This window comes from Streptomyces sp. NPDC045967, from assembly GCF_056430495.1.
Genome location: NZ_JBWKLE010000004.1, coordinates 160,894 through 180,939, shown reverse-complemented (window position 1 = coordinate 180,939; position 20,046 = coordinate 160,894). Strand labels below are relative to the sequence as shown.

Sequence of the window (20,046 nt, the reverse complement as noted above, 5' to 3'; positions counted from 1 at the left end):
TCAGGGCGCGCAAGACCGCCGGGACGAGGCGCTGGGCACCGGGTCATACCGGGCATCCGCCCGCCCTACGCCTTGGGCGCCAGGGTCAGCAGGGTGGCTTCCGGCGGACAGGCGAAGCGGACCGGGGTGAACCGGTTGGTGCCGCAGCCGGCCGAGACGTGCAGGTACGCCCGGTGGCCGCCCGCCTCGTGCGCGGACAGGCCCTTCACCCGCTCGGTGTCCAGGTCGCAGTTGGTGACGAGCGCCCCGTAGAAGGGGATGCACAGCTGCCCGCCGTGGGTGTGCCCGGCGAGGATCAGCGGGTAGCGGTCGGCGGTGAAGGCATCGAGGACCCGCAGGTACGGGGCGTGCACGACGGCCATCGAGAAGTCGGCGTCGGGCTCCGGGCCACCCGCCACCCGCTCGTACCGGTCGCGCTTGATGTGCGGGTCGTCCAGCCCGGTGAAGGCCAGCTCCAGGCCGTCCAGTTTCAACCGCGCCCGGGTGTTGGTGAGGTTCAGCCAGCCCGCGGCGTCGAAGGCGTCCCGCATCTCCTCCCAGGGGTTGTGCACGGCCCCGACGACCGGCTTGTTGCCGTTCAGCCCGTGCCGGCCCTGGGCCTTCTCGAGGAGGTAGCGGCCGGGGTTGCGCAGCCGGGGCCCGTAGTAGTCGTTCGACCCGAAGACGTACACGCCGGGAAGGTCCATCAGGGGGCCCAGCGCGTCGAGCAGTTCGGGGACGCCCTCGGTGTCGGAGAGGTTGTCGCCGGTGTTGACGACGAAGTCGGGGCGCAGGCCCGCCAGGGCCTGGAGCCAGGCGCGCTTCTTGCGCTGCCCGCCGACCATGTGGATGTCCGAGACCTGCAGGACGCGCAAAGGGCGCATGCCCTGGGGCAGGACGGGCACCGTGACCCGGCGCAGCCGGAAGGACCTGGCTTCGAAGCCGGCGGCATAGGCCACGCCCGCGGCCCCCACCGCGGCGATTCCGGCAGCTGCCTTCAGGGGGACTCCGTAACGCGCACGCATGGTCCCATCGTCGCAGACGCGCAAAACCCGCGGGCGCCGCCGCCCCCGCAGGTGGCAGACTCAAGGGCATGACCACGCTCAAGGCCAGGCTCCAGGAAGACCTCACGACCGCCATCAAGGCGCGCGAAGAGCTGCACGCGTCCACGCTGCGGCTGACCCTCGCCGCGATCACCAAGGAGGAGGTCGCGGGCAAGGAGGCCCGTGTCCTCTCCGACGAAGAAGTCCTCAAGGTGATCGCCAAGGAGGCGAAGAAGCGCCGCGAGGCGGCGGAGGCGTTCGGCCAGGGGGGCCGTCCCGAGCAGGCCGCACGGGAGACGGCGGAGGGCGAGTTCCTCGACACCTACCTGCCGAAGCAGCTGACCGACGACGAACTCGTCGCGATCGTGGCGCAGGCCGTCGCGGAGGCCAGGGCGGCGGGCGCGGAGGGGCCGCGGGCCATGGGCGCCGTCATGAAGATCGTGAACCCGAAGGTCGCCGGGCTGGCCGAGGGCGGGCGCGTGGCCGCCGTCGTCAAGCAGCAGCTCGCCTGAGCCGCGGGCGGATGCCGAGAGGGGCCCCCGACCGGATACCGGTCGGGGGCCCCTCTCGTCGTACGTGCCGCCTACTGGCCGTCGCGGCCGCCGATGATGCCCGGCGGGAGCGAGATCCCGGGGAACGGGTTCTCCGGCGTGGCGCCGCCCGTCGTCCCGCCGTCGGTGCCGCCCGGGCGTCCGCCGGGCTTGTTGTCGCCACCGGGCCGGTTCGGCTTGCCGGGCTTGCTCGGGTTGGTGGCCGGGCGCCCGCCGTTGCTGCCGCCAGGGAGCAGCGGCTCGGGGATGCCGACGGTGGTGAAGACGGGGGCCTCACGGCCGGCCAGCGCGCCGGTGACCGCGTCCTTCCAGATCGGGCCGGGCAGACCGCCGCCGAAGACCTTCTCGTAGTACCGGTCGCCGATCTCGATGTTCTCCATCGTGATCTTCTTCGCGCCGCCGGAGCCGACCCACACCGCGCCCGAGAGGTTCGGGGTGTAGCCGACGAACCAGGCGTTGTGTCGGGAGTCCGTCGTACCGGTCTTGCCGGCGCTGTCGCGGTCGGTCAGGCCGGCCCGCTCACCGGTGCCGGAGTCGACCACTCCGCGCAGCAGCGTGTTGATGGTGTCGGCGGTCTCCACGGCCATCGCCCGGTCGCACTTGGGCTTCGGCACGGCGAGCGCCTTGCCGTGCGCGTCGGTGATCGACTCGATGGCGACCGGCGTGCAGTAGACACCGCGGTTGGCGAAGGTCGCGTAGGCGTTGGCCATCGTCAGGGGGGAGAGCTCGGCGGAGCCGAGCGCGATCGCGGGGGACTCCACCAGCTTCTCGCCGTTGGCCGAGACCACGCCGAGCTTCTGCGTCATCTCCATCACCGGGCAGAGGCCGATCTCCGAGATCATCTGCACGAAGTAGGTGTTGATGGACTTCTCCATCGCCGTGCGCAGGGCGTACGGGCCGACCTCGTCCTCGGTCTCGTTCTCGGCCGTCTGCAGTTTCCCGTTCGACAGCGGCAGGTTGAGCCAGTTGGTGCCGTCGCACTTCAGCACCGGGCTCGGGTAGTCCATCTTGTTCGGCGCCGGGTACACCTTGGACGCCGGCATGCCCCGCTCTATGGCGGCGGCCGCGATGAACGGCTTGAACGTGGAGCCGACCTGGAAGCCGAAGTTCGAGCCGCCCATCCGCTTGTCCACGGAGTAGTTGATCTGCGTCTCGTTCTTCCCGAAGCCGTACGGCTTCGACTGGCCCATCGCCAGGACCCGGCCCGTGCCCGGCTGGACCATGGTCACGGCCGTCGCGATCGAGTCGTCCTGGTTGACGTGGTCCTTGATCGACTCGTTGGCCGCGTCCTGGGACTGCGGGTCCAGGGTGGTGCGGACCGTCAGGCCGCCCTGGTTCCAGACCTTCGCCCGCTCCTCGCGGGTCTTGCCGAAGACGGCGTCGGCCAGGAACGTGTTGCGGACGTAGTCGCAGAAGAAGCCCGCGCCCTTGACCGCGGTGATGCAGCCGTTCTTGGGCCGGGTCACCTTCAGCACGACGGGCTTGGCCTTCGCCGCGTCCGCCTCCGCCTGGGAGACGTCCTTGATGTCGGCCATCCGCTGCAGGACGATGTTGCGCCGCTTCATCGCCTCCTGGGAGTCGTTCACCGGGTCGTAGCGGCTCGGCGACTGGACGACGCCCGCGAGCAGCGCGGACTCCTCCAGGGCCAGGTCCTTGGCCGGCTTGCTGAAGTAGCGCTGGGCCGCGGATTCGATTCCGTACGCCTGCTGGCCGAAGTACGTGATGTTGAGGTAGTTCTCGAGGATCTTCTTCTTCCCGAGTTCCTCCTCGACCTGGATCGCGTACTTCAACTCGCGGATCTTGCGGCCGAGGCTCTTCTCCTGGGCCTCGCGCACCTTGGTCTCGTCGTCGCCGGCCTCTTCGACGAACACGTTCTTCACGTACTGCTGCGTGAGCGTGGAGGCGCCCTGTGCGGCGCCGCCCTCCTGGGCGTTGCGGTTGACCGCGCGCAGGATGCCCTTGAGGTCGACCGCGCCGTGCTCGTAGAAACGCGAGTCCTCGATGGCGACGATCGCCTTCTGCATGTACGGGGAGATCGCCGTGAGGGGGACCACCTGGCGGTCACGCGAATAGACAGTGGCGATCAAGCCACCTTCGGAGTCCAGAATCGTGGTCCGCTGGCTCAGCGGCGGGGTCTTGAGATTGGCCGGGATCTCGTCGAATCCCTCGACCGTGCCCTTGGCCGCGAGCCCCAGGGCGCCTGCCGCCGGAATCGCCATGCCGGCCAGCACGACTCCGGAGAGAACGGACACCCCGAGGAACTTGGCGGCCTGCTGGCTCCCCGTGAGCCCGCCGCCCGAGCGCTTCTTTCCCATGGGGGGCAGCCTACGTTCTGATTCGCCGGACACGCGCGAATGCCTTGGCCTAAGCTGTCCTCAACTGTCACAGCGGCGCGGCCCGACATCAACCCCCCGGCTTGATTTTCACCCTTCCCGAATGGGGTGGACTCATGTCCGAATCCCGCCCCCGGCGTTGAGGGCACCTCTCTGGCGACTCGGTGATTTCACCCGAATCGCCGGAATGGTCGGGCATGTCGCGCGATCACTCCGTCGAGTGATCTCACGCTCACCCATAGTCCGTTCGGACCATTCAAGATTGGGCCCGACGGGGGTGTTGCACTGTGCCCGCCTTCCGTAACGTCCTCAACTGGCAGCGGTGAATATGCCGCTGCCGCCGTGGGGGAGCCTCGATTCGGGAGAGGACGGCGCCGGGATGGGCTGGGTTACCGACTGGAGTGCGCAGGCAGCCTGCCGCACTACCGATCCGGATGAACTGTTCGTTCAAGGAGCGGCACAGAACAGGGCCAAGGCGGTGTGCACCGGATGTCCGGTGCGGACCGAGTGCCTGGCCGACGCGCTCGACAACCGTGTCGAGTTCGGAGTGTGGGGCGGAATGACCGAGCGGGAACGCCGAGCGCTGCTGCGCAGGCGTCCCACCGTCACCTCGTGGCGACGGCTGCTCGAGACCGCCCGCACGGAGTACGAGCGCAGCACGGGCATCCTCACCATGGATGCCGACGAGGAGATCGACGTTCCCTACGAGACGTACGCGGCGGCCGGGTAGATCACCCGACCACCACGTCGTACGGACGCCGAACACCTATGCTCCGGCCGGAACACCGGCCGCGAGTCGTTCACCGATGGTCCGAAGCCCGGCGAGGTCGTGCACATCGCCGGGCAGGGCCGCCACTTCGGCCACCGCCACCTCGGGATGCAGTGAGGTGAAGCGGTCACGCGTGCGCTGCTCGCGCGCGATCACCTGCATCCGCTCGGCGTGCAGCCGCAGCAGTCCTGCCGTGATCTCGTCCACGTCGGGGGCGGGGGAGCCGTCGAAGCCGGGGTCACGAAACCCAGCTTTCCCGGGCTCCTGATCGACAATGCCGCCCTCTTCAAGATTCTCCGCGGCGGCCAGGGCCCGCTCGGCGGACAGCTGGTCGGCGCCGCTGCCGTGCACCCGGTTGAGCACCAGACCGGCCAGCGGCATCTTCTCCGCGGCCAGCCGCTCCACGAAGTACGCCGCCTCGCGCAGGGCGTCCGGTTCGGGGGCCGCGACCACGAGGAAGGCCGTACCGGGAGCCTGCAGCAGCCGGAAGGTGGCGTCCGCGCGCGTGCGGAAACCGCCGAACATGCTGTCCATCGCGGCCACGAAGGTCTGTACGTCCTTCAGCAGCGAGGCCCCCATCAACTTGCTCAGGGTGCCCGTCATCATCGACATGCCGACGTTCAGGAACTTCATCCCCGCCCGGCCGCCCACCTTCGCCGGAGCCATCAGCACGCGGATGAACTTGCCGTCCAGGAAGGACCCGAGCCGCTTCGGCGCGTCCAGGAAGTCCAGCGCGGACCGGCTCGGCGGGGTGTCCACGATGATCAGGTCCCAGTCATCCCGGGCCCGCAGCTGACCCAGCTTCTCCATCGCCATGTACTCCTGCGTGCCCGCGAACCCGGCCGACAGGGACTGGTAGAAGGGATTGGCCAGGATCGCCTCGGCCCGGTCGCGGTCCGCGTGCGCCTCGACGATCTCGTCGAAGGTCCGCTTCATGTCCAGCATCATGGCGTGCAGCCGGCCGCCGCCGGTCCCCACGGTCGCCACCGCGCGCGGGGTGTTGTCCAGCGAGTCGATCCCCATCGACTGCGCCAGGCGCCGCGCCGGGTCGATGGTCAGCACGACCACCTTCCGGCCCCGCTCGGCCGCCCGTACACCGAGGGCCGCGGCGGTGGTGGTCTTGCCGACCCCGCCCGCACCGCAGCACACGATGATCCCGGTCCGCGGGTCGTCCAGCAGCCCGTCGACCGCCAACCGCGGCGGAATGTCCAGGCCCACGATGTCCACCCCCTCGCTCATTCGCCCACCGACTGCTTGCGCAGTTCCCTGGCCAGCTCGTACAAGCCGGCCAGGTCCACCCCCGCGCCCAGCAGCGGGAGTTCGTACGTCGGCACCTCCAGCCCGGCCAGTACCGCACGCTGTGCGCGCTCCAGCTCCACCCGCCCCGCGTGCTCGGCGGCCTGCGCGAGCAGCGGGTCCACCAGCCGCTCGGCCAGCCCGCCGCGGCGCGCACCGCCCAGGCCCGCCCGGGACAGCGCCCGGGCCACCCCGGCCCGGTGGTCCTCGGCGGCGGCCCGCAGCGTGTCCTCGTCGAGGTGGTGCGGGCGCACCATGTTGACCACGACCCGGCCGACCGGCAGCCCGGCCCCGCGCAGTTCCGCGATGCCGTCCGCGGTCTCCTGGACGGGCATCTCCTCCAGCAGGGTGACCAGGTGCACAGCCGTCTCGGGCGACTTGAGCACCTTCATGACGGCCTGCGCCTGGTGGTGGATCGGCCCGAACCGGGCCAGGCCCGCCACCTCGTCGTTGACGTTCAGGAACCGGGTGATCCGCCCGGTCGGCGGCGCGTCCATGACCACGTGGTCGTAGACGTACCGGCCCGCTTTGTCCCTGCGCCGCACCGCCTCGCACGCCTTGCCGGTCAGCAGGACGTCGCGCAGGCCGGGGGCGATGGTCGTCGCGAAGTCGATGGCGCCGAGCTTCTTGAGCGCGCGCCCCGCGGAGCCGAGCTTGTAGAACATCTGGAGGTAATCCAGCAGCGCCCGCTCGGCGTCGATGGCGAGGGCGAAGACCTCACCGGTGCCGCCGGGCGCGACGGCGATCTTCCGCTCCTCGTAGGGGAGCGCCTCCGTACCGAAGAGCTGTGCGATGCCCTGCCTGCCCTCGACCTCCACGAGAAGAGTCCGCTTGCCCTCGCGTGCGAGGGCGAGCGCGAGTGCCGCGGCGACCGTGGTCTTGCCGGTGCCGCCCTTGCCGCTGACCACCTGGAGCCTGCTCACAGCGTCCGAGCCTAATTCCTTCGCTCCCGACCGCAGGCACTACCCTCGCTCCCATGACCAAGAAGTTCGAATACGCGACCGTCCCGCTGCTGGTCCACGCCACCAAGCAGATCCTGGACACCTGGGGCGAGGACGGCTGGGAGCTCGTCCAGGTCGTGCCCGGGCCGAACAACCCCGAGCAGCTGGTGGCCTACCTCAAGCGGGAGAAGGCATGAGCGGCGTCGTCGAGGCGAAGCTCGCCGAACTCGGCCTGACCCTCCCCGAGGTCGTCCCGCCGCTGGCCGCCTACCAGCCGGCCGTGCGGTCGGGGGCGTACGTCTTCACCTCGGGCCAGCTCCCGATGGTCAAGGGCAGCCTGCCGGTCACCGGCAAGGTCGGCGCCGAGGTCTCGGCGGAGCAGGCCAAGGAGCTGGCCGCCACGTGCGCGCTGAACGCCCTGGCCGCGGTCAAGTCGGTCATGGGTGACCTCGACCGGATCGCGCGCGTCGTGAAGGTCGTCGGCTTCATCGCCTCGGCCCCCGACTTCACGGGCCAGCCGGGCGTGCTGAACGGCGCGAGCGAACTCCTGGGCGCCGTCCTCGGCGACAAGGGCGTCCACGCCCGCAGCGCGGTCGGCGTCGCGGTCCTCCCGCTGGACGCCCCGGTGGAGGTCGAAGTCCAGGTGGAACTCACCCCGGACGCCTGACCCCTGGCGGGAAGTGCGCACGCCCCGGACACCGGCGGGTTCCCGCCCCCGCCCGTACGCGCCCGGGCGGGGGAAGGTCCGGCCCCGCCCGGGCCATCGGCGGGGTCCGGGGCCGACCCCCTCGAACATCGAGCCGGATCCCCGTAGCATCCGGCCATGCCCCAAGGTCAGCACGGTTATCAGCAGCCCCCCGCCGGAGGCCAGTGGTACCCCCCGGAGTGGCCCGACCGCATCCGCGCCCTCGCGGACGGACACCTCACCCCGGTGGCCCCCCGCCGCGCCGCCACGGTGATGCTGCTGCGCGACACCCCCGCCGGCCCCGTCGTGCACATGCTGCGCCGCCGGGCCTCCATGGCCTTCGCCGGAGGCGCGTACGCCTATCCCGGCGGTGGGGTCGACCCGCGCGACGAGGACCACCAGGTGGGCTGGTCCGGCCCCGGGCAGGACGACTGGGCCCGCCGCCTCGGCACGGACGCCCGTACCGCCCAGGCCATCGTCTGCGGCGCCGTGCGCGAGACCTTCGAGGAGGCGGGCGTGCTGCTCGCCGGGGAGACCCCCGACACCGTCGTGGGCGACACCACCGGTGACGACTGGGAGGCCGACCGGCAGGCCCTCGTCGCGCGCGAGCTGTCCTTCGCCGAGTTCCTGGACCGCCGGGGCCTGCGCCTGCGCTCGGACCTGCTCGGCGCGTGGGCCCGCTGGATCACCCCGGAGTTCGAGCCGCGCCGCTACGACACCTGGTTCTTCGTCGCCGCCCTTCCCGAGGGCCAGCGCACCCGCAACGCCTCCACCGAAGCGGACCGGACGGTGTGGATCCGACCGGCCGAGGCCGCGGCCGGCTACGACCGGGGCGAGCTGCTGATGATGCCGCCCACCATCTCCACCCTGCGTTCGCTGGAGCCGTACGGGAGCGCCGCGCAGGCGCTCGCCGCGGCCGGGGCGCAGGACCTGACCCCCGTACTGGCCCGGGCCGCCCTCGAGGGCGGCGAGGTGGTGCTCAGCTGGCCGGGCCACGACGAGTTCACCAGGCGAGTGCGCCACGGAGGCCCCTCATGACCGATGCCGCCGCTCTGCCGGGCCGGCCCCGCGGACGCGTCGCCACCGGGCCCGCCACGGCCCGCGCGACCAACATCCTGGCCCCCAACGCCTCCGCGATGACCTTGGACGGCACCAACACCTGGCTGCTGGCCGAGCCCGGGTCCACCGAGGCCGTGGTCATCGACCCCGGCCCGCTGGACGAGGCGCACCTGCGGGCGGTCGTCGACACCGCCGAGCGGGCCGGCCGGCGCATCGCCCTGACCCTGCTCACGCACGGCCATCCCGACCACGCCGAGGGCGCGGGCCGCTTCGCGGAGCTCACCGGCAGCAAGGTCCGCGCGCTGGACCCGGCGCTGCGGCTGGGCGACGAGGGCCTGGCCGCCGGGGACGTGATCAGGACCGGCGGCCTGGAGCTGCGGGTGGTCCCCACCCCCGGGCACACCAGCGACTCGCTCTGCTTCCACCTGCCCGCCGACGGCGCCGTCCTGACCGGGGACACCGTCCTCGGCCGCGGCACCACCGTCGTCGCGCACCCCGACGGCCGCCTGGGCGACTACCTGGACTCCCTGCGCCGCCTGCGCTCGCTGACCGTCGACGACGGCGTGCACACCGTCCTGCCGGGGCACGGACCGGTCCTGGAGGACGCCCAGGGCGCCGTCGAGTTCTACCTGGCGCACCGCGCCCACCGCCTCGCCCAGGTCGAGACCGCCGTCGAGGACGGGCTCACCACCCCGGAGGCGGTCGTCGCCCACGTCTACGCGGACGTGGACCCCTCCCTGTGGCCGGCCGCGGAATGGTCCGTACGGGCGCAGCTGGAGTACCTCCAGGAGCACGGCCTGATCCCGGGCGGCCCCGAGCTCTAGGTGGGTCCGCCGGATCGGGCCGGACCCGCCCGGACCCGCCGGGACCTCAGGCCCGGCGGGTCTTCGTGCCGTGCCGGGCGGTGTACTCGTCGGCGAGCCATGGCCCGAGGTCCTCGAGGAACGTGCGGAGCAGGGCCGGGTCGGCGACCGGGTCCAGCGCCGCGGCGGCCGCGGCCCGCATCTGGGCCGCGCGCTGCGGATAGTACGTACCGAAGATCTCCGCGGACTCGGCGAGATCGCTGGTCCAGCCGCCCCACCGGGGCATGACCAGGGTGAATCCGGTGCGCACCAGGCGCCGCGCGACCGTCCGGCTCAGCGTGCGGTAGGCGTCCGTCGCGGCAGCCTCCCGCAGCCGCGTGCGCCAGGCGGGCAGCAGGTCGGCCAGGTCGCCGTTGGTCTCGCGGGCGAGCAGGCTGTCCGGGCGGTAGCGGGGCAGGTGCTCGGCGAGGTCGGCCCCGAGCAGCGGGGTGCACAGGCAGGCGAGGAACCAGCCCAGGTCGAACCGTTCCTCCTCGCTGAGCACGGTGGCCTTGTCCTGGAGCAGGATGCCGACCCCGTCGACCGCGGGGAAGTCCTCGTCGAGTCCGAGGGCCAGCACGTCGGCGGCGTCCCGGTCCTCACCGGCGGGCCCGTGGTGCAGGACGATCAGCAGGTCGAGGTCGGACCGCCCGGGCCGGGCCGTGCCGCGCGGCACGGAGCCGTAGAGGTAGGCGCTGTGCAGCCGCCGCCCGTACGCCTCGCCGATCCGCTCCCGCGCGGCGGCGACGACGCCGCGGAACTCCCCCCGCACCGCGCCGAGGGAGCCCTCCCGTTCGAAGTACCCGTACGCGTCCAGGCCTCTGTGCTCCATACCTCCACTGTGCCCGGCCGCCCGCCCGGCCCGGCGGGCCAATCGCCGCGCCCCCGGCGGGATTCAGCCCGTCCTCGAGTCCGGGGCCCTTCGCAGCCCCGTCTCACGGGCATGCGAAGGGCCCCGCCCTGACCCGGGCGGGGCCCTGCACGGAGCCGAAGGTCAGCGGGACCGCTTCGCGAGCCGCTCCACGTCCAGCAGGATCACCGCGCGGGCTTCGAGACGGAGCCAGCCGCGGCCCGCGAAGTCGGCCAGCGCCTTGTTCACGGTCTCGCGCGAGGCGCCGACGAGCTGCGCGAGCTCCTCCTGGGTGAGGTCGTGCACCACGTGGATGCCCTCCTCCGACTGCACGCCGAAGCGGCGCGACAGGTCGAGGAGCGCCCGCGCCACCCGGCCCGGCACGTCGGAGAAGACCAGGTCGGACATCTGGTCGTTGGTCTTGCGCAGGCGCCGCGCGACGGCGCGCAGCAGCGCGGTCGCGACCTCGGGCCGGGCGTTGAGCCAGGGCTGGAGGTCGCCGTGGCCGAGGCCGAGCAGCTTGACCTCGGTGAGCGCGGTGGCGGTGGCGGTGCGCGGGCCCGGGTCGAACAGCGACAGCTCGCCGATCAGCTCGCCGGGACCGAGGACGGCCAGCATGTTCTCGCGGCCGTCGGGGGAGGTGCGGTGGAGCTTCACCTTGCCCTCGGTCACGACATACAGCCGGTCGCCGGGGTCGCCCTCGTGGAACAGGGCGTCACCGCGTGCGAGCGTCACCTCGCCCATGGAGGCGCGGAGCTCCGCGGCCTGCTCGTCATCGAGCGCCGCGAAGAGCGGGGCGCGCCGCAGAACGTCGTCCACGAGTTTCTCTCCTATGTCGACCAGCTCAGGGGACCGGTCTCCCATTTTGCCGGACGGCTCAAACAGTGCGATCAATCACTACCAAGGATGCCGGACGGACGCGCGTGCTGGGTGGTGGCAGACCAATCAGAGTGGTGTTACCTGAGGTCCGGGCGGGTGTCGGCGGCCGGCCTTAGGCTGGCCGGGTGTCCAATAAGCCGGTGAGAGCACAGGCCAAGGGGTCCGCGGGAGTGATGGCGACCCATAATTCAGCTGTGGGCGAACAAGCCCCGGCGGCGGCGTCCGGGGCGGCTCCGCCCGCCTCCGAGAGCAAAGGTTCGGCCAAGAAACCGGCCGCGAAGCAGTCCGCGCCACGACCCGAATCCCGGCTCGCCATGGTGCGCCGGGCCCGCCGGATCAACCGCGAGCTGGCCGAAATCTATCCGTACGCCCATCCGGAGCTCGACTTCCGCAACCCGTTCGAGCTGCTCGTGGCCACCGTGCTGTCCGCGCAGACCACGGACCTGCGGGTGAACCAGACGACCCCGGCCCTCTTCGCGGCCTATCCGACCCCCGAGGACATGGCCGCGGCCGACCCCGAGCGGCTGGAGGAGCTGATCCGGCCGACCGGGTTCTTCCGGATGAAGGCCAAGTCCCTGCTCGGGCTCTCCCGGGCCCTGCGCGACGACTTCGGCGGCGAGGTACCGGGCCGGCTGGCGGACCTGGTGACCCTGCCGGGAGTCGGCCGCAAGACGGCGAACGTGGTCCTCGGCAACGCCTTCGGAGTCCCGGGGATCACCGTGGACACCCACTTCGGCCGGCTCGTGCGCCGCTGGAAGTGGACCGAGCAGGAGGAACCGGAGAAGGTCGAGGCGGAGATCTGCGCGATCTTCCCCAAGAGCGAATGGACGATGCTCTCCCACCGGGTGATCTTCCACGGCCGCCGGATCTGCCACGCGCGCAAGCCGGCTTGCGGGGCCTGCCCGATCGCCCCGCTCTGCCCGGCGTACGGGGAGGGCGAGACGGACCCGGAGAAGGCGCGCAAGCTGCTGAAGTACGAGAAGGGCGGCCAGCCGGGCCAGCGCCTGGCCCCGCCGCCGGACTACCCGGGCCTGCCGGCCCCGCCCCTGGGCTCCGACCCGGCGTGAGCGCCGCCCGCACCGGCGGCCGGGGCGGTGCGGCCCCGCCGCGGCGGGGCCGGGCCGGGCCCGAGGAACGATTCGGTACCCGCACCGCGTTTGGCGGTGGGGGAGACGGTGTTGACAGAAGAGACGCGGACAGGGACGCCTATGACTGGGGCCACACAGAACCGCCGGGCCGACGCCGACCCGCGCGAAGCGCCGTACGACGGCCGGGACGGCGGGCGTGACGGCACGAGCCTGTCCACCGACGGCCTGCCCGCCTGGCTGGACCCGCTCGTCGAGGCCGCCCGGACCATCGAGCCGCGGCAGCTGAGCCGGTTCCTGCCGCCCGAGGACGGCCGGGGGCGGCAGTCCGCCGTCCTCGTCCTGTTCGGCGAGGGCCCGCGCGGGCCCGAGCTGCTGCTCATGGAACGCGCCGGCACCTTGCGCTCGCACGCGGGCCAGCCGTCCTTCCCGGGCGGCGCCCTCGACCCGCAGGACGGCGATCCGCACACCACCGGCCCGCTGCGCGCAGCCCTGCGCGAGGCCGAGGAAGAGACCGGACTGGACCCTTCCGGCGTCCAGCTCTTCGGCGTGCTGCCCCGGCTCTACATCCCGGTCAGCGAGTTCGTGGTCACCCCGGTACTCGGCTGGTGGCGCACGCCGAGCCCGGTCGGCGCCGTGGACCCGGCCGAGACGGCCCGCGTCTTCACGGTGCCCGTGGCGGATCTCACGGATCCCCGGCACCGGGTCACGGCCGTGCACCCCAGTGGCCACCTCGGGCCCGGCTTCACCGTCGCATCGGCTCTGGTCTGGGGTTTCACCGCCGGAGTGATCGACCGGCTGCTGCACTTCGCGGGATGGGAGCGCCCCTGGGACCGCTCGCGGCGGGTCCCGCTCGACTGGCACGCGTGAGACGGTGGCCCCTGTGAACGTGCTGGACATCCTGTTGCTGCTCGCGGCCGTGTGGTTCGCGATCGTCGGCTACCGCCAGGGGTTCGTCGTCGGCGTCCTGTCGGTGATCGGCTTCCTCGGCGGTGGCCTCATCGCCGTGTCCCTGCTCCCGCTGATCTGGGACCGGGTGACCGACAACGGCACCCAGGTGTCCACCACGGTCGTCGTGATCGCCGTGGTCGTGATCATCGTCTGCGCCTCGATCGGGCAGGCCCTCACCACCCACCTGGGCAGCCGGCTCCGGCGCCACATCACCTGGTCGCCGGCGCGGGCCCTGGACGCGACGGGCGGCGCCCTGGTCAACGTGGTGGCGATGCTGCTGGTCGCCTGGCTGATCGGTTCCGCGCTCGCCGGGACGTCACTTCCCACGCTGGGCAAGGAAGTCCGCAACTCCAAGGTGCTCCTCGGCGTGTCGCGCGTGCTGCCCGGCCAGGCGAACACCTGGTTCTCGGACTTCAGTTCCACGCTCGCGCGCAGCGGCTTCCCGCAGGTGTTCAGCCCGTTCTCCAACGAGCCCATCACCGAGGTCAAGGCGCCCGATCCGGCGCTTGCGCTCAGCCCCGTCAGCGAGGCGGCCAAGCAGTCCATCGTGAAGGTCGTGGGCACGGCGCCCAGTTGCAGCAAGGTGCTGGAGGGCACGGGTTTCGTCTTCGCGCCCGGCAAGGTGATGACCAACGCGCACGTCGTCGGCGGGGTCGGCGAACCGACCGTGCAGGTCGGCGGCGAGGGCAGGCTCTACGACGGCAAGGTCGTGCTCTACGACTGGGAGCGCGACATCGCCGTCCTGGACGTGCCCAAGCTGAAGGCCCCGCCGCTGGAGTTCAGCGAGCGGGACGCGGGGAGCGGCAGCGACGCGATCGTGGCCGGGTTCCCGGAGAACGGCGCGTACGACGTCCGCTCGGCCCGCGTGCGCGGCCGGATCAACGCCAACGGCCCGGACATCTACCACCGCGGCACCGTCCGGCGCGATGTCTACTCGCTGTACGCGACGGTCCGCCAGGGCAACTCCGGCGGCCCGCTGCTCACGCCCGACGGCAAGGTGTACGGGGTCGTGTTCGCGAAGTCTCTCGACGACCCGAACACCGGCTACGCCCTCACCGTGGACGAGATCCGCGACGACATCCGGATCGGCCGGAGCGCCGTACAGCGGGTCGACAGCCAGGGCTGCGCCCTGTGACGTACAGCCGGGGCTGCGCACCCTGACGTACAGCCGGGGCTGCGCCCCGTGACACCGGGCCGCCGGGGCCGGGGCCCCGGCTGTCTCCCTACGTCCGCGGATGCCGCAGGCGCGCCGAGACCCACAGGGCCCGGCGGCGCAGGATGCGCGGAATCCCGAGGCGGAGGTCGTGGCCGTCGCGGCCGGTCCTCCCGTGGGTGCGCGGCGTCGTCGCCGAGCGGCGTTCGTGTGCGGTGTCACCGTGGTCGTGCGTCCAACCCATACTCCGAGCTGTGCCCGGACCCCATGGTCGGTAATCCCGTGCGAGGCGGCCAATTGGCCTATGCGCGAGGCAATTGAATGTTTGTCATACCGATCAGCGGTCCGGTTCGGGGTCCTTGAGCCAGTTCACCAACTCGGTCGAGAACGCCACCGGGTCCTCCTCGTGCGCGAAGTGCCCGAGGCCGTCGAACAGCCGCCACCGGTACGGGGCTTCGACGTACTGCCCGGAGCCGGCCGCGCTGCGCGTGCGCATCACCGGGTCGAGCGAGCCGTGCAGGTGCAGCGTCGGCACCCGCACCGGCCGCTTCATGCGGCGGTTGAACTGGAGGCCGTCGGGCCGCGCCATCGACCGCATCATCCAGCGGTAGGGCTCGACCGAGCAGTGCGCGGTGGAGGGGATGCACATCGCCCGCCGGTAGACGGCGAGCGCCTCCTCGTCGGCGCCGTCCTCCCGCAGCCGCGGCCCCGACCAGTCCCGGATCAGCTCGGCCACGAGCGCCCCGTCGTCGGCGACGAGCTGCCGCTCGGGGACGAACGGCCGCTGGAAGCCCCAGATGTGCGAACTCGCCCGTGCCTGACCGAAGTCGGACAGCATCGCCGCACGCCAGCGGCGGGGGTGCGGCATGGACGAGACGACCAGCCGGCGCACCAGCTTCGGCCGCATCACGGCTGCGGTCCAGGCGAGGTAGCCGCCGAGGTCGTGCCCGACGAGCGCGGCGTCCGGCTCGCCGAGGGACCGGACGACGCCGGTGATGTCCAGCGCGAGATTGGCCGGATCGTAGCCGCGCGGGGTGCGGTCGCTGCCCCCCACGCCGCGCAGGTCCATCGCGACGGCCCGGTAGCCGGCGTCGGCGAGGGCGGTCAGCTGGTGCCGCCAGGTCCACCAGAACTGGGGGAAGCCGTGCAGCAGCAGCACCAGCGGCCCGTCGCCCAGCTCGGCGACGTGGAAGCGGGCGCCGTTGGCGGCGACGTCCCGGTGGGTCACCGCCCGTCCGCCGGGCAGGTCGAGCCGGATCGCCGAGGCGGCGGTGGGCGGACTGCCGGGGTCAGGCAGGGGTGCTGTCATGAGGACGAGCGTGCCACACCCACGGCCTTGTCACTCAACGGCCGCGGGTGCGGCTTGACGGTCCCGACGAGCGCCGCCGTCTGCTTGACCGACTCGATGGTCTTCACCGGCGGCTTGACCTTCTTGAACTTCGCCACGGCGAGCAGTCCGACCAGGCCCGCGAGCAGCCAGAACGCCCCGCCGACGATGAGGAAGGACCAGGCGAGTCCGAGCCCGAGGTTGTGGAGGCCGTAGGCCGCGGCGAAACTCAGTACGGGGAGGGAGAAGAGCAGCAGCACGCCCGCGAGGCCCGCCGCACCGCTGCCGATGCCCGCGCGCTTGACGTCCTGCTTGATCTCCACCTTGGCGAGGGCGATCTCGTCGTGCACCAGGGCCGACATCTCGGCGGTGGCCGAGGCGACCAGCTGGCCGAGCGTGCGTTCGGCTCCTTGCACCCCTTGGTCCACTGCGCTCATCGCTCTCTCCCTACAGTCGTCTGCCGCGTCGGTACGCCGTCCTTGCGTCAGATCATGCCGGACGGTGGCCCTCGATGCTGGACCCGGCCGCCGCTTCGGCCCTGCGCCGGTGCTCGGCGGCCTTCTCCTCGTGGATCCTCGCCATCCGCAGGTGGTACGCCGGGGTGTGCTCCTCGTAGACGTCGGGGATGCCGTCGTGGTCCTCGTCGCGGTCCTCGGCGTCGGTCAGCGCCCGGTACTTCCGGTCCCGGAGCTTGAGCAGGACGCAGGCGAGGAACGCCGCGATGAGCGAGCCGATGAGGACGGCGGCCTTGACCTCGTCGGTGAGGACCGGGTCCCCGGCGAAGGCGAGTTCGCCGATCAGCAGCGAGACGGTGAACCCGATGCCGGCCAGCGAGGCGACGGCGAACACGTCCGGCCAGGCCAGGTCCTCGTTCAGCTCGGCCCTGGTGAAGCGTGCGGCCAGCCAGGTGCCGCCGAAGATGCCGACCGCCTTGCCCACGACGAGGCCGAGGACGACGCCGAGGGTCTCGGGCCGGCTGAAGACCTGGCCGATGGACTCGTCGGAGAGGGGGACCCCGGCCGAGAAGAGCGCGAAGAGCGGCACCGCGAGCCCGGCGGAGAGCGGCCGTACGAGGTGCTCGATGTGCTCGCCCGGGGAGTGCTCCTCGCCCTCCTTGCGCGTGCAGCGCAGCATCAGGCCCATGGCGACGCCGGCGATGGTGGCGTGGACGCCGCTGTTGTACATCAGCCCCCAGACGACCAGGGCGAGGGGCACGTAGACGTACCAGCCGCGCACCCCGGAGCGCAGCAGGAACCAGAACAGCACGAGGCCGGCGACCGCACCACCGAGGGCGAGGAAGTCGATCTCGCTGGTGAAGAACACCGCGATGATGACGATCGCGAAGAGGTCGTCGACGACGGCGAGGGTGAGCAGGAACGCGCGCACGGCGGAGGGCAGCGAGGTGCCGATGACCGCGAGGACGGCGAGCGCGAACGCGATGTCGGTGGCGGTGGGCACGGCCCAGCCGTCCATGGATCCGCTGCCGAAGACGTTGACGAGGGCGTAGACCCCGGCGGGGACGGCCATGCCGCACAGCGCGGCGACGACCGGGAGGGCGGCCGCCTTGGGCTCGCGCAGGTCGCCGGCGACCAGCTCGCGCTTGAGCTCGATGCCGGCGACGAAGAAGAAGACCGCCAGCAGGCCGTCGGCGGCCCAGTGCTGGACGGAGAGGTCCAGCCCGAGGGAGGCGGGGCCGAGGTGGAAGTCGCCGACGGCCTCGTAGCTGTCCGCCAGCGCGGGGATGTTCGCCCAGATGAGGGCGGCGACGGCGGCCACCAGGAGCAGGACTCCGCCGACGGTCTCGGTGCGCAGGGCGTCGGCGACGAACTGCCGCTCGGGCAGCGAGAGCCGCCCGAGGAACGTGCGGCTCCGCTGGTCGGTGGGGTCGGGCGCGGCCACGGTCGGACACCTCCGGTTGGTCGACGGCATGCTTGACGCAGTTGCCGACCAGACTTCCCGGCGCACCCTGAGAAAAAGACGCCACGTTGTGACGCCTCTCCTACGGTACAGGGCCGCGCGGTCGTATCAGGTGATCTTCACCTTAAACGGGAAGGGGGCTCCCGGCGCGCTGTGCACCGGCAGCCCTCGGGTCCGCTCCTCCCCCCCGGGGGGCTCAGTCCGACCGTGCGACTGAGCCCGTCCGGGCGGTCCGTCCGACCGTGCGGCTCAGTCCTCGCTGGACGCGGACGGCAGCCTGCTCTGGATCAGGTCCATGACGGAGGAGTCGGCGAGCGTGGTGACGTCGCCGACCGCGCGGTTCTCGGCCACGTCGCGCAGCAGACGGCGCATGATCTTGCCCGACCGGGTCTTCGGCAGTTCCTGGACCGGCAGGATCCGCTTCGGCTTGGCGATCGGGCCGAGCGTGGCGCCCACGTGGTTGCGCAGCTCGCCGACCAGGGTGTCGGTCTCCGAGGCGCTGCCGCGCAGGATGACGAAGGCGACGATCGCCTGGCCGGTGGTCTCGTCGGTCGCACCGACCACGGCGGCCTCGGCCACCGAGGGGTGCGAGACGAGCGCCGACTCGACCTCGGTGGTCGAGATGTTGTGGCCGGACACGAGCATCACGTCGTCCACCCGGCCGAGCAGCCAGATGTCGCCGTCCTCGTCCTTCTTGGCGCCGTCGCCCGCGAAGTACTTGCCCTCGAACCGCGACCAGTAGGTGTCGGTGAACCGCTGGTCGTCACCCCAGATGGTGCGCAGCATCGCCGGCCACGGCTCGGTCAGGACCAGGTAGCCGCCTCCGCCGTTCGGGACCTCCCGCGCCTCGTCGTCCACGACGGTGGCGCTGATCCCGGGCAGCGCGCGCTGCGCCGAGCCGGGCTTGGTCTGCGTGACGCCCGGCAGGGGGGAGATCATCATGGCGCCGGTCTCGGTCTGCCACCAGGTGTCCACGATCGGGCAGCGGTCGCCGCCGATGTGCTTGCGGTACCAGATCCATGCCTCGGGGTTGATCGGCTCGCCGACCGAGCCCAGGACGCGCAGGCTCGACAGGTCGAACTTCGCGGGGATGTCGTCGCCCCACTTCATGAACGTACGGATCGCCGTGGGCGCCGTGTAGAGGATGGTGACGCCGTACTTCTGCACGACCTCCCAGAACCGGCCCTGGTGGGGGGTGTCGGGCGTGCCCTCGTACATCACCTGGGTGGCGCCGTTCGCGAGCGGCCCGTAGACGATGTACGAGTGGCCGGTCACCCAGCCGATGTCCGCGGTGCACCAGTAGACGTCGGTCTCCGGCTTCAGGTCGAAGACGGCGTGGTGGGTGTAGGCGGTCTGGGTGAGGTAGCCGCCGGAGGTGTGCAGGATGCCCTTCGGCTTACCCGTGGTCCCCGAGGTGTACAGGATGAAGAGCGGGTGCTCGGCGTCGAACGGCTGCGGCGTGTGCTCGGCGGACTGCCGGTCCACCGCGTCGTGCCACCAGATGTCGCGGCCCTCGGTGAAGGCGGTGTCCTGGCCGGTGCGCCGTACGACGAGCACGTGCTCGACCTGCGGGCACTTGCCGACGGCCTCGTCGATGGCGGGCTTGAGGGCGGTCGGCTTGCCCCGGCGGTAGCCGCCGTCGGCGGTGATGACCAGTTTGGCGTCGGCGTCCTGGATGCGGGAGGCGACGGCGTCGGCGGAGAAGCCGCCGAAGACCACGGAGTGCGCGGCGCCGATCCGGGCGCACGCGAGCATCGCCACGACCGCCTCGGGGATCATCGGCAGGTAGACGGCGACGCGGTCGCCGGCCTGGACGCCCAGTTCGGTCAGGGCGTTCGCCGCCCGGGAGACCTCGTCCTTGAGCTCGGCGTAGGTGATCGAGCGGCTGTCGCCGGGCTCGCCCTCGAAGTGGATCGCGACGCGCCCGCCGTTGCCGGCCTCGACGTGCCGGTCCACGCAGTTGTAGGCGACGTTCAGCTTGCCATCCGCGAACCACTTCGCGAAGGGCGGGTTCGTCCAGTCGAGCGTCTCGGTCGGCTCCGTGGCCCAGGTCAGCCGGCGGGCCTGCTCGGCCCAGAAGCCCAGCCGGTCCGCGTCGGCCTGTGCGTACGCAGCCCGTGTCACGTTGGCGGCGGAGGCCAGAGCGGCGGGCGGTGCGAACCGCCGCTCCTCCTTGAGCAGATTGGCCAGGCTCTCGTTGCTCACGACATGTCCCTTTCCCAGGGTGTCCGTTGTGTCCCCGGCATAGCTCATCAGTCAGCGGCCCAGGTGACAAGAGCTAGCCGGGAATTGGTTTAGACCTATAGCGCGTCCGACGTCCGGGTGCGCGCGAGGGCCCCCTGCCGCCGCTGGTGCGGAAAGGGGCCCGGACGGGAGCACGGATACC

The 20,046-nt window shown here is 71.9% G+C and carries 20 protein-coding genes; 9 read left to right on the top strand and 11 right to left on the bottom strand.

Going from position 1 to position 20,046, the window contains the following annotated elements:
* Positions 1-65 precede the first annotated feature (65 nt).
* Complete coding sequence (locus AC07FY_RS10775) at positions 66-1,004, bottom strand: metallophosphoesterase (protein WP_479003616.1); 939 nt, start codon at positions 1,002-1,004, stop codon at positions 66-68.
* Positions 1,005-1,072: 68 nt separating this feature from the next.
* Between AC07FY_RS10775 and AC07FY_RS10770 the strand changes: the two genes are divergently transcribed.
* Positions 1,073-1,534 (top strand): GatB/YqeY domain-containing protein, encoded by a 462-nt coding sequence (locus AC07FY_RS10770; RefSeq protein WP_479003614.1) that lies wholly within the window; start codon positions 1,073-1,075, stop codon positions 1,532-1,534.
* A 71-nt stretch (positions 1,535-1,605) separates the two neighbouring features.
* On the opposite strand, the gene AC07FY_RS10765 is transcribed toward AC07FY_RS10770, so the two are convergent.
* Entirely contained in the window at positions 1,606-3,888 is a 2,283-nt protein-coding gene (locus AC07FY_RS10765) for a transglycosylase domain-containing protein (RefSeq protein WP_479003612.1), read from the bottom strand.
* Between the two features lie 397 nt (positions 3,889-4,285).
* Here AC07FY_RS10765 and AC07FY_RS10760 point away from each other — a divergent pair, with 397 nt between their 5' ends.
* Entirely contained in the window at positions 4,286-4,636 is a 351-nt protein-coding gene (locus tag AC07FY_RS10760; RefSeq protein ID WP_257559391.1) for a WhiB family transcriptional regulator, read from the top strand.
* A gap of 36 nt (positions 4,637-4,672) precedes the next feature.
* Here the strand turns inward: AC07FY_RS10760 and bagB are convergent, their stop codons facing one another.
* Both bagB and bagA read right to left on the bottom strand, forming a co-directional pair.
* Positions 4,673-5,914, bottom strand: a complete 1,242-nt coding sequence (gene bagB / locus AC07FY_RS10755; protein WP_479003609.1) for an ATPase BagB — start codon at positions 5,912-5,914, stop codon at positions 4,673-4,675.
* Positions 5,911-6,894: an ATPase BagA gene (gene bagA / locus AC07FY_RS10750; protein WP_479003607.1), complete on the bottom strand. Its 984-nt coding sequence runs from the start codon at positions 6,892-6,894 to the stop codon at positions 5,911-5,913. The genes bagB and bagA overlap by 4 nt, the downstream gene beginning before the upstream one ends.
* 53 nt (positions 6,895-6,947) lie before the next feature.
* On the opposite strand from bagA, the gene AC07FY_RS10745 reads away from it, so the two are divergent.
* From AC07FY_RS10745 to AC07FY_RS10730, 4 genes are all read left to right on the top strand, one after another.
* Entirely contained in the window at positions 6,948-7,109 is a 162-nt protein-coding gene (locus AC07FY_RS10745) for a Sp36 family protein (RefSeq protein WP_007264966.1), read from the top strand.
* Positions 7,106-7,579 carry a RidA family protein gene (locus AC07FY_RS10740; protein WP_479003605.1) on the top strand — a complete coding sequence of 158 codons (474 nt, stop codon included), beginning with the start codon at positions 7,106-7,108 and terminating at the stop codon, positions 7,577-7,579. Before AC07FY_RS10745 ends, AC07FY_RS10740 begins: the two co-directional genes overlap by 4 nt.
* A gap of 156 nt (positions 7,580-7,735) precedes the next feature.
* Positions 7,736-8,635 (top strand): NUDIX hydrolase, encoded by a 900-nt coding sequence (locus AC07FY_RS10735; protein WP_479003603.1) that lies wholly within the window; start codon positions 7,736-7,738, stop codon positions 8,633-8,635.
* Positions 8,632-9,480 carry an MBL fold metallo-hydrolase gene (locus AC07FY_RS10730; protein ID WP_479003602.1) on the top strand — a complete coding sequence of 283 codons (849 nt, stop codon included), beginning with the start codon at positions 8,632-8,634 and terminating at the stop codon, positions 9,478-9,480. Before AC07FY_RS10735 ends, AC07FY_RS10730 begins: the two co-directional genes overlap by 4 nt.
* Before the next feature lie 46 nt (positions 9,481-9,526).
* Here the strand turns inward: AC07FY_RS10730 and AC07FY_RS10725 are convergent, their stop codons facing one another.
* Positions 9,527-10,330: a nucleotidyltransferase domain-containing protein gene (locus tag AC07FY_RS10725; RefSeq protein WP_479003600.1), complete on the bottom strand. Its 804-nt coding sequence runs from the start codon at positions 10,328-10,330 to the stop codon at positions 9,527-9,529.
* A 162-nt stretch (positions 10,331-10,492) separates the two neighbouring features.
* The gene (locus AC07FY_RS10720; protein ID WP_003981529.1) at positions 10,493-11,167 is read right to left on the bottom strand and encodes a Crp/Fnr family transcriptional regulator; all 675 of its coding nucleotides are present in this window, start codon (positions 11,165-11,167) and stop codon (positions 10,493-10,495) included.
* Positions 11,168-11,421: 254 nt separating this feature from the next.
* Between AC07FY_RS10720 and nth the strand changes: the two genes are divergently transcribed.
* The 3 genes from nth to AC07FY_RS10705 all read left to right on the top strand — a co-directional run bounded on the left by nth (position 11,422) and on the right by AC07FY_RS10705 (position 14,398).
* Positions 11,422-12,294 carry an endonuclease III gene (gene nth, locus AC07FY_RS10715; protein WP_479003597.1) on the top strand — a complete coding sequence of 291 codons (873 nt, stop codon included), beginning with the start codon at positions 11,422-11,424 and terminating at the stop codon, positions 12,292-12,294.
* A 141-nt stretch (positions 12,295-12,435) separates the two neighbouring features.
* The gene (locus tag AC07FY_RS10710) at positions 12,436-13,182 is read left to right on the top strand and encodes an NUDIX hydrolase (protein ID WP_479003594.1); all 747 of its coding nucleotides are present in this window, start codon (positions 12,436-12,438) and stop codon (positions 13,180-13,182) included.
* Between the two features lie 13 nt (positions 13,183-13,195).
* A complete protein-coding gene (locus AC07FY_RS10705; protein WP_479003591.1) occupies positions 13,196-14,398 on the top strand; it encodes a MarP family serine protease in 1,203 nt (400 codons plus the stop codon).
* An 88-nt stretch (positions 14,399-14,486) separates the two neighbouring features.
* On the opposite strand, the gene AC07FY_RS10700 is transcribed toward AC07FY_RS10705, so the two are convergent.
* From AC07FY_RS10700 to acs, 5 genes are all read right to left on the bottom strand, one after another.
* Positions 14,487-14,660, bottom strand: a complete 174-nt coding sequence (locus AC07FY_RS10700; RefSeq protein WP_479003589.1) for a hypothetical protein — start codon at positions 14,658-14,660, stop codon at positions 14,487-14,489.
* A gap of 93 nt (positions 14,661-14,753) precedes the next feature.
* Positions 14,754-15,725: an alpha/beta fold hydrolase gene (locus AC07FY_RS10695; RefSeq protein ID WP_479003587.1), complete on the bottom strand. Its 972-nt coding sequence runs from the start codon at positions 15,723-15,725 to the stop codon at positions 14,754-14,756.
* Complete coding sequence (locus AC07FY_RS10690; RefSeq protein WP_479003584.1) at positions 15,722-16,180, bottom strand: phage holin family protein; 459 nt, start codon at positions 16,178-16,180, stop codon at positions 15,722-15,724. Before AC07FY_RS10690 ends, AC07FY_RS10695 begins: the two co-directional genes overlap by 4 nt.
* Positions 16,181-16,232: 52 nt before the next feature.
* A complete protein-coding gene (gene nhaA, locus AC07FY_RS10685) occupies positions 16,233-17,672 on the bottom strand; it encodes a Na+/H+ antiporter NhaA (protein WP_479003581.1) in 1,440 nt (479 codons plus the stop codon).
* Between the two features lie 237 nt (positions 17,673-17,909).
* Complete coding sequence (gene acs, locus AC07FY_RS10680) at positions 17,910-19,913, bottom strand: acetate--CoA ligase (protein ID WP_479003578.1); 2,004 nt, start codon at positions 19,911-19,913, stop codon at positions 17,910-17,912.
* Between the last annotated feature and the right edge of the window lie 133 nt (positions 19,914-20,046).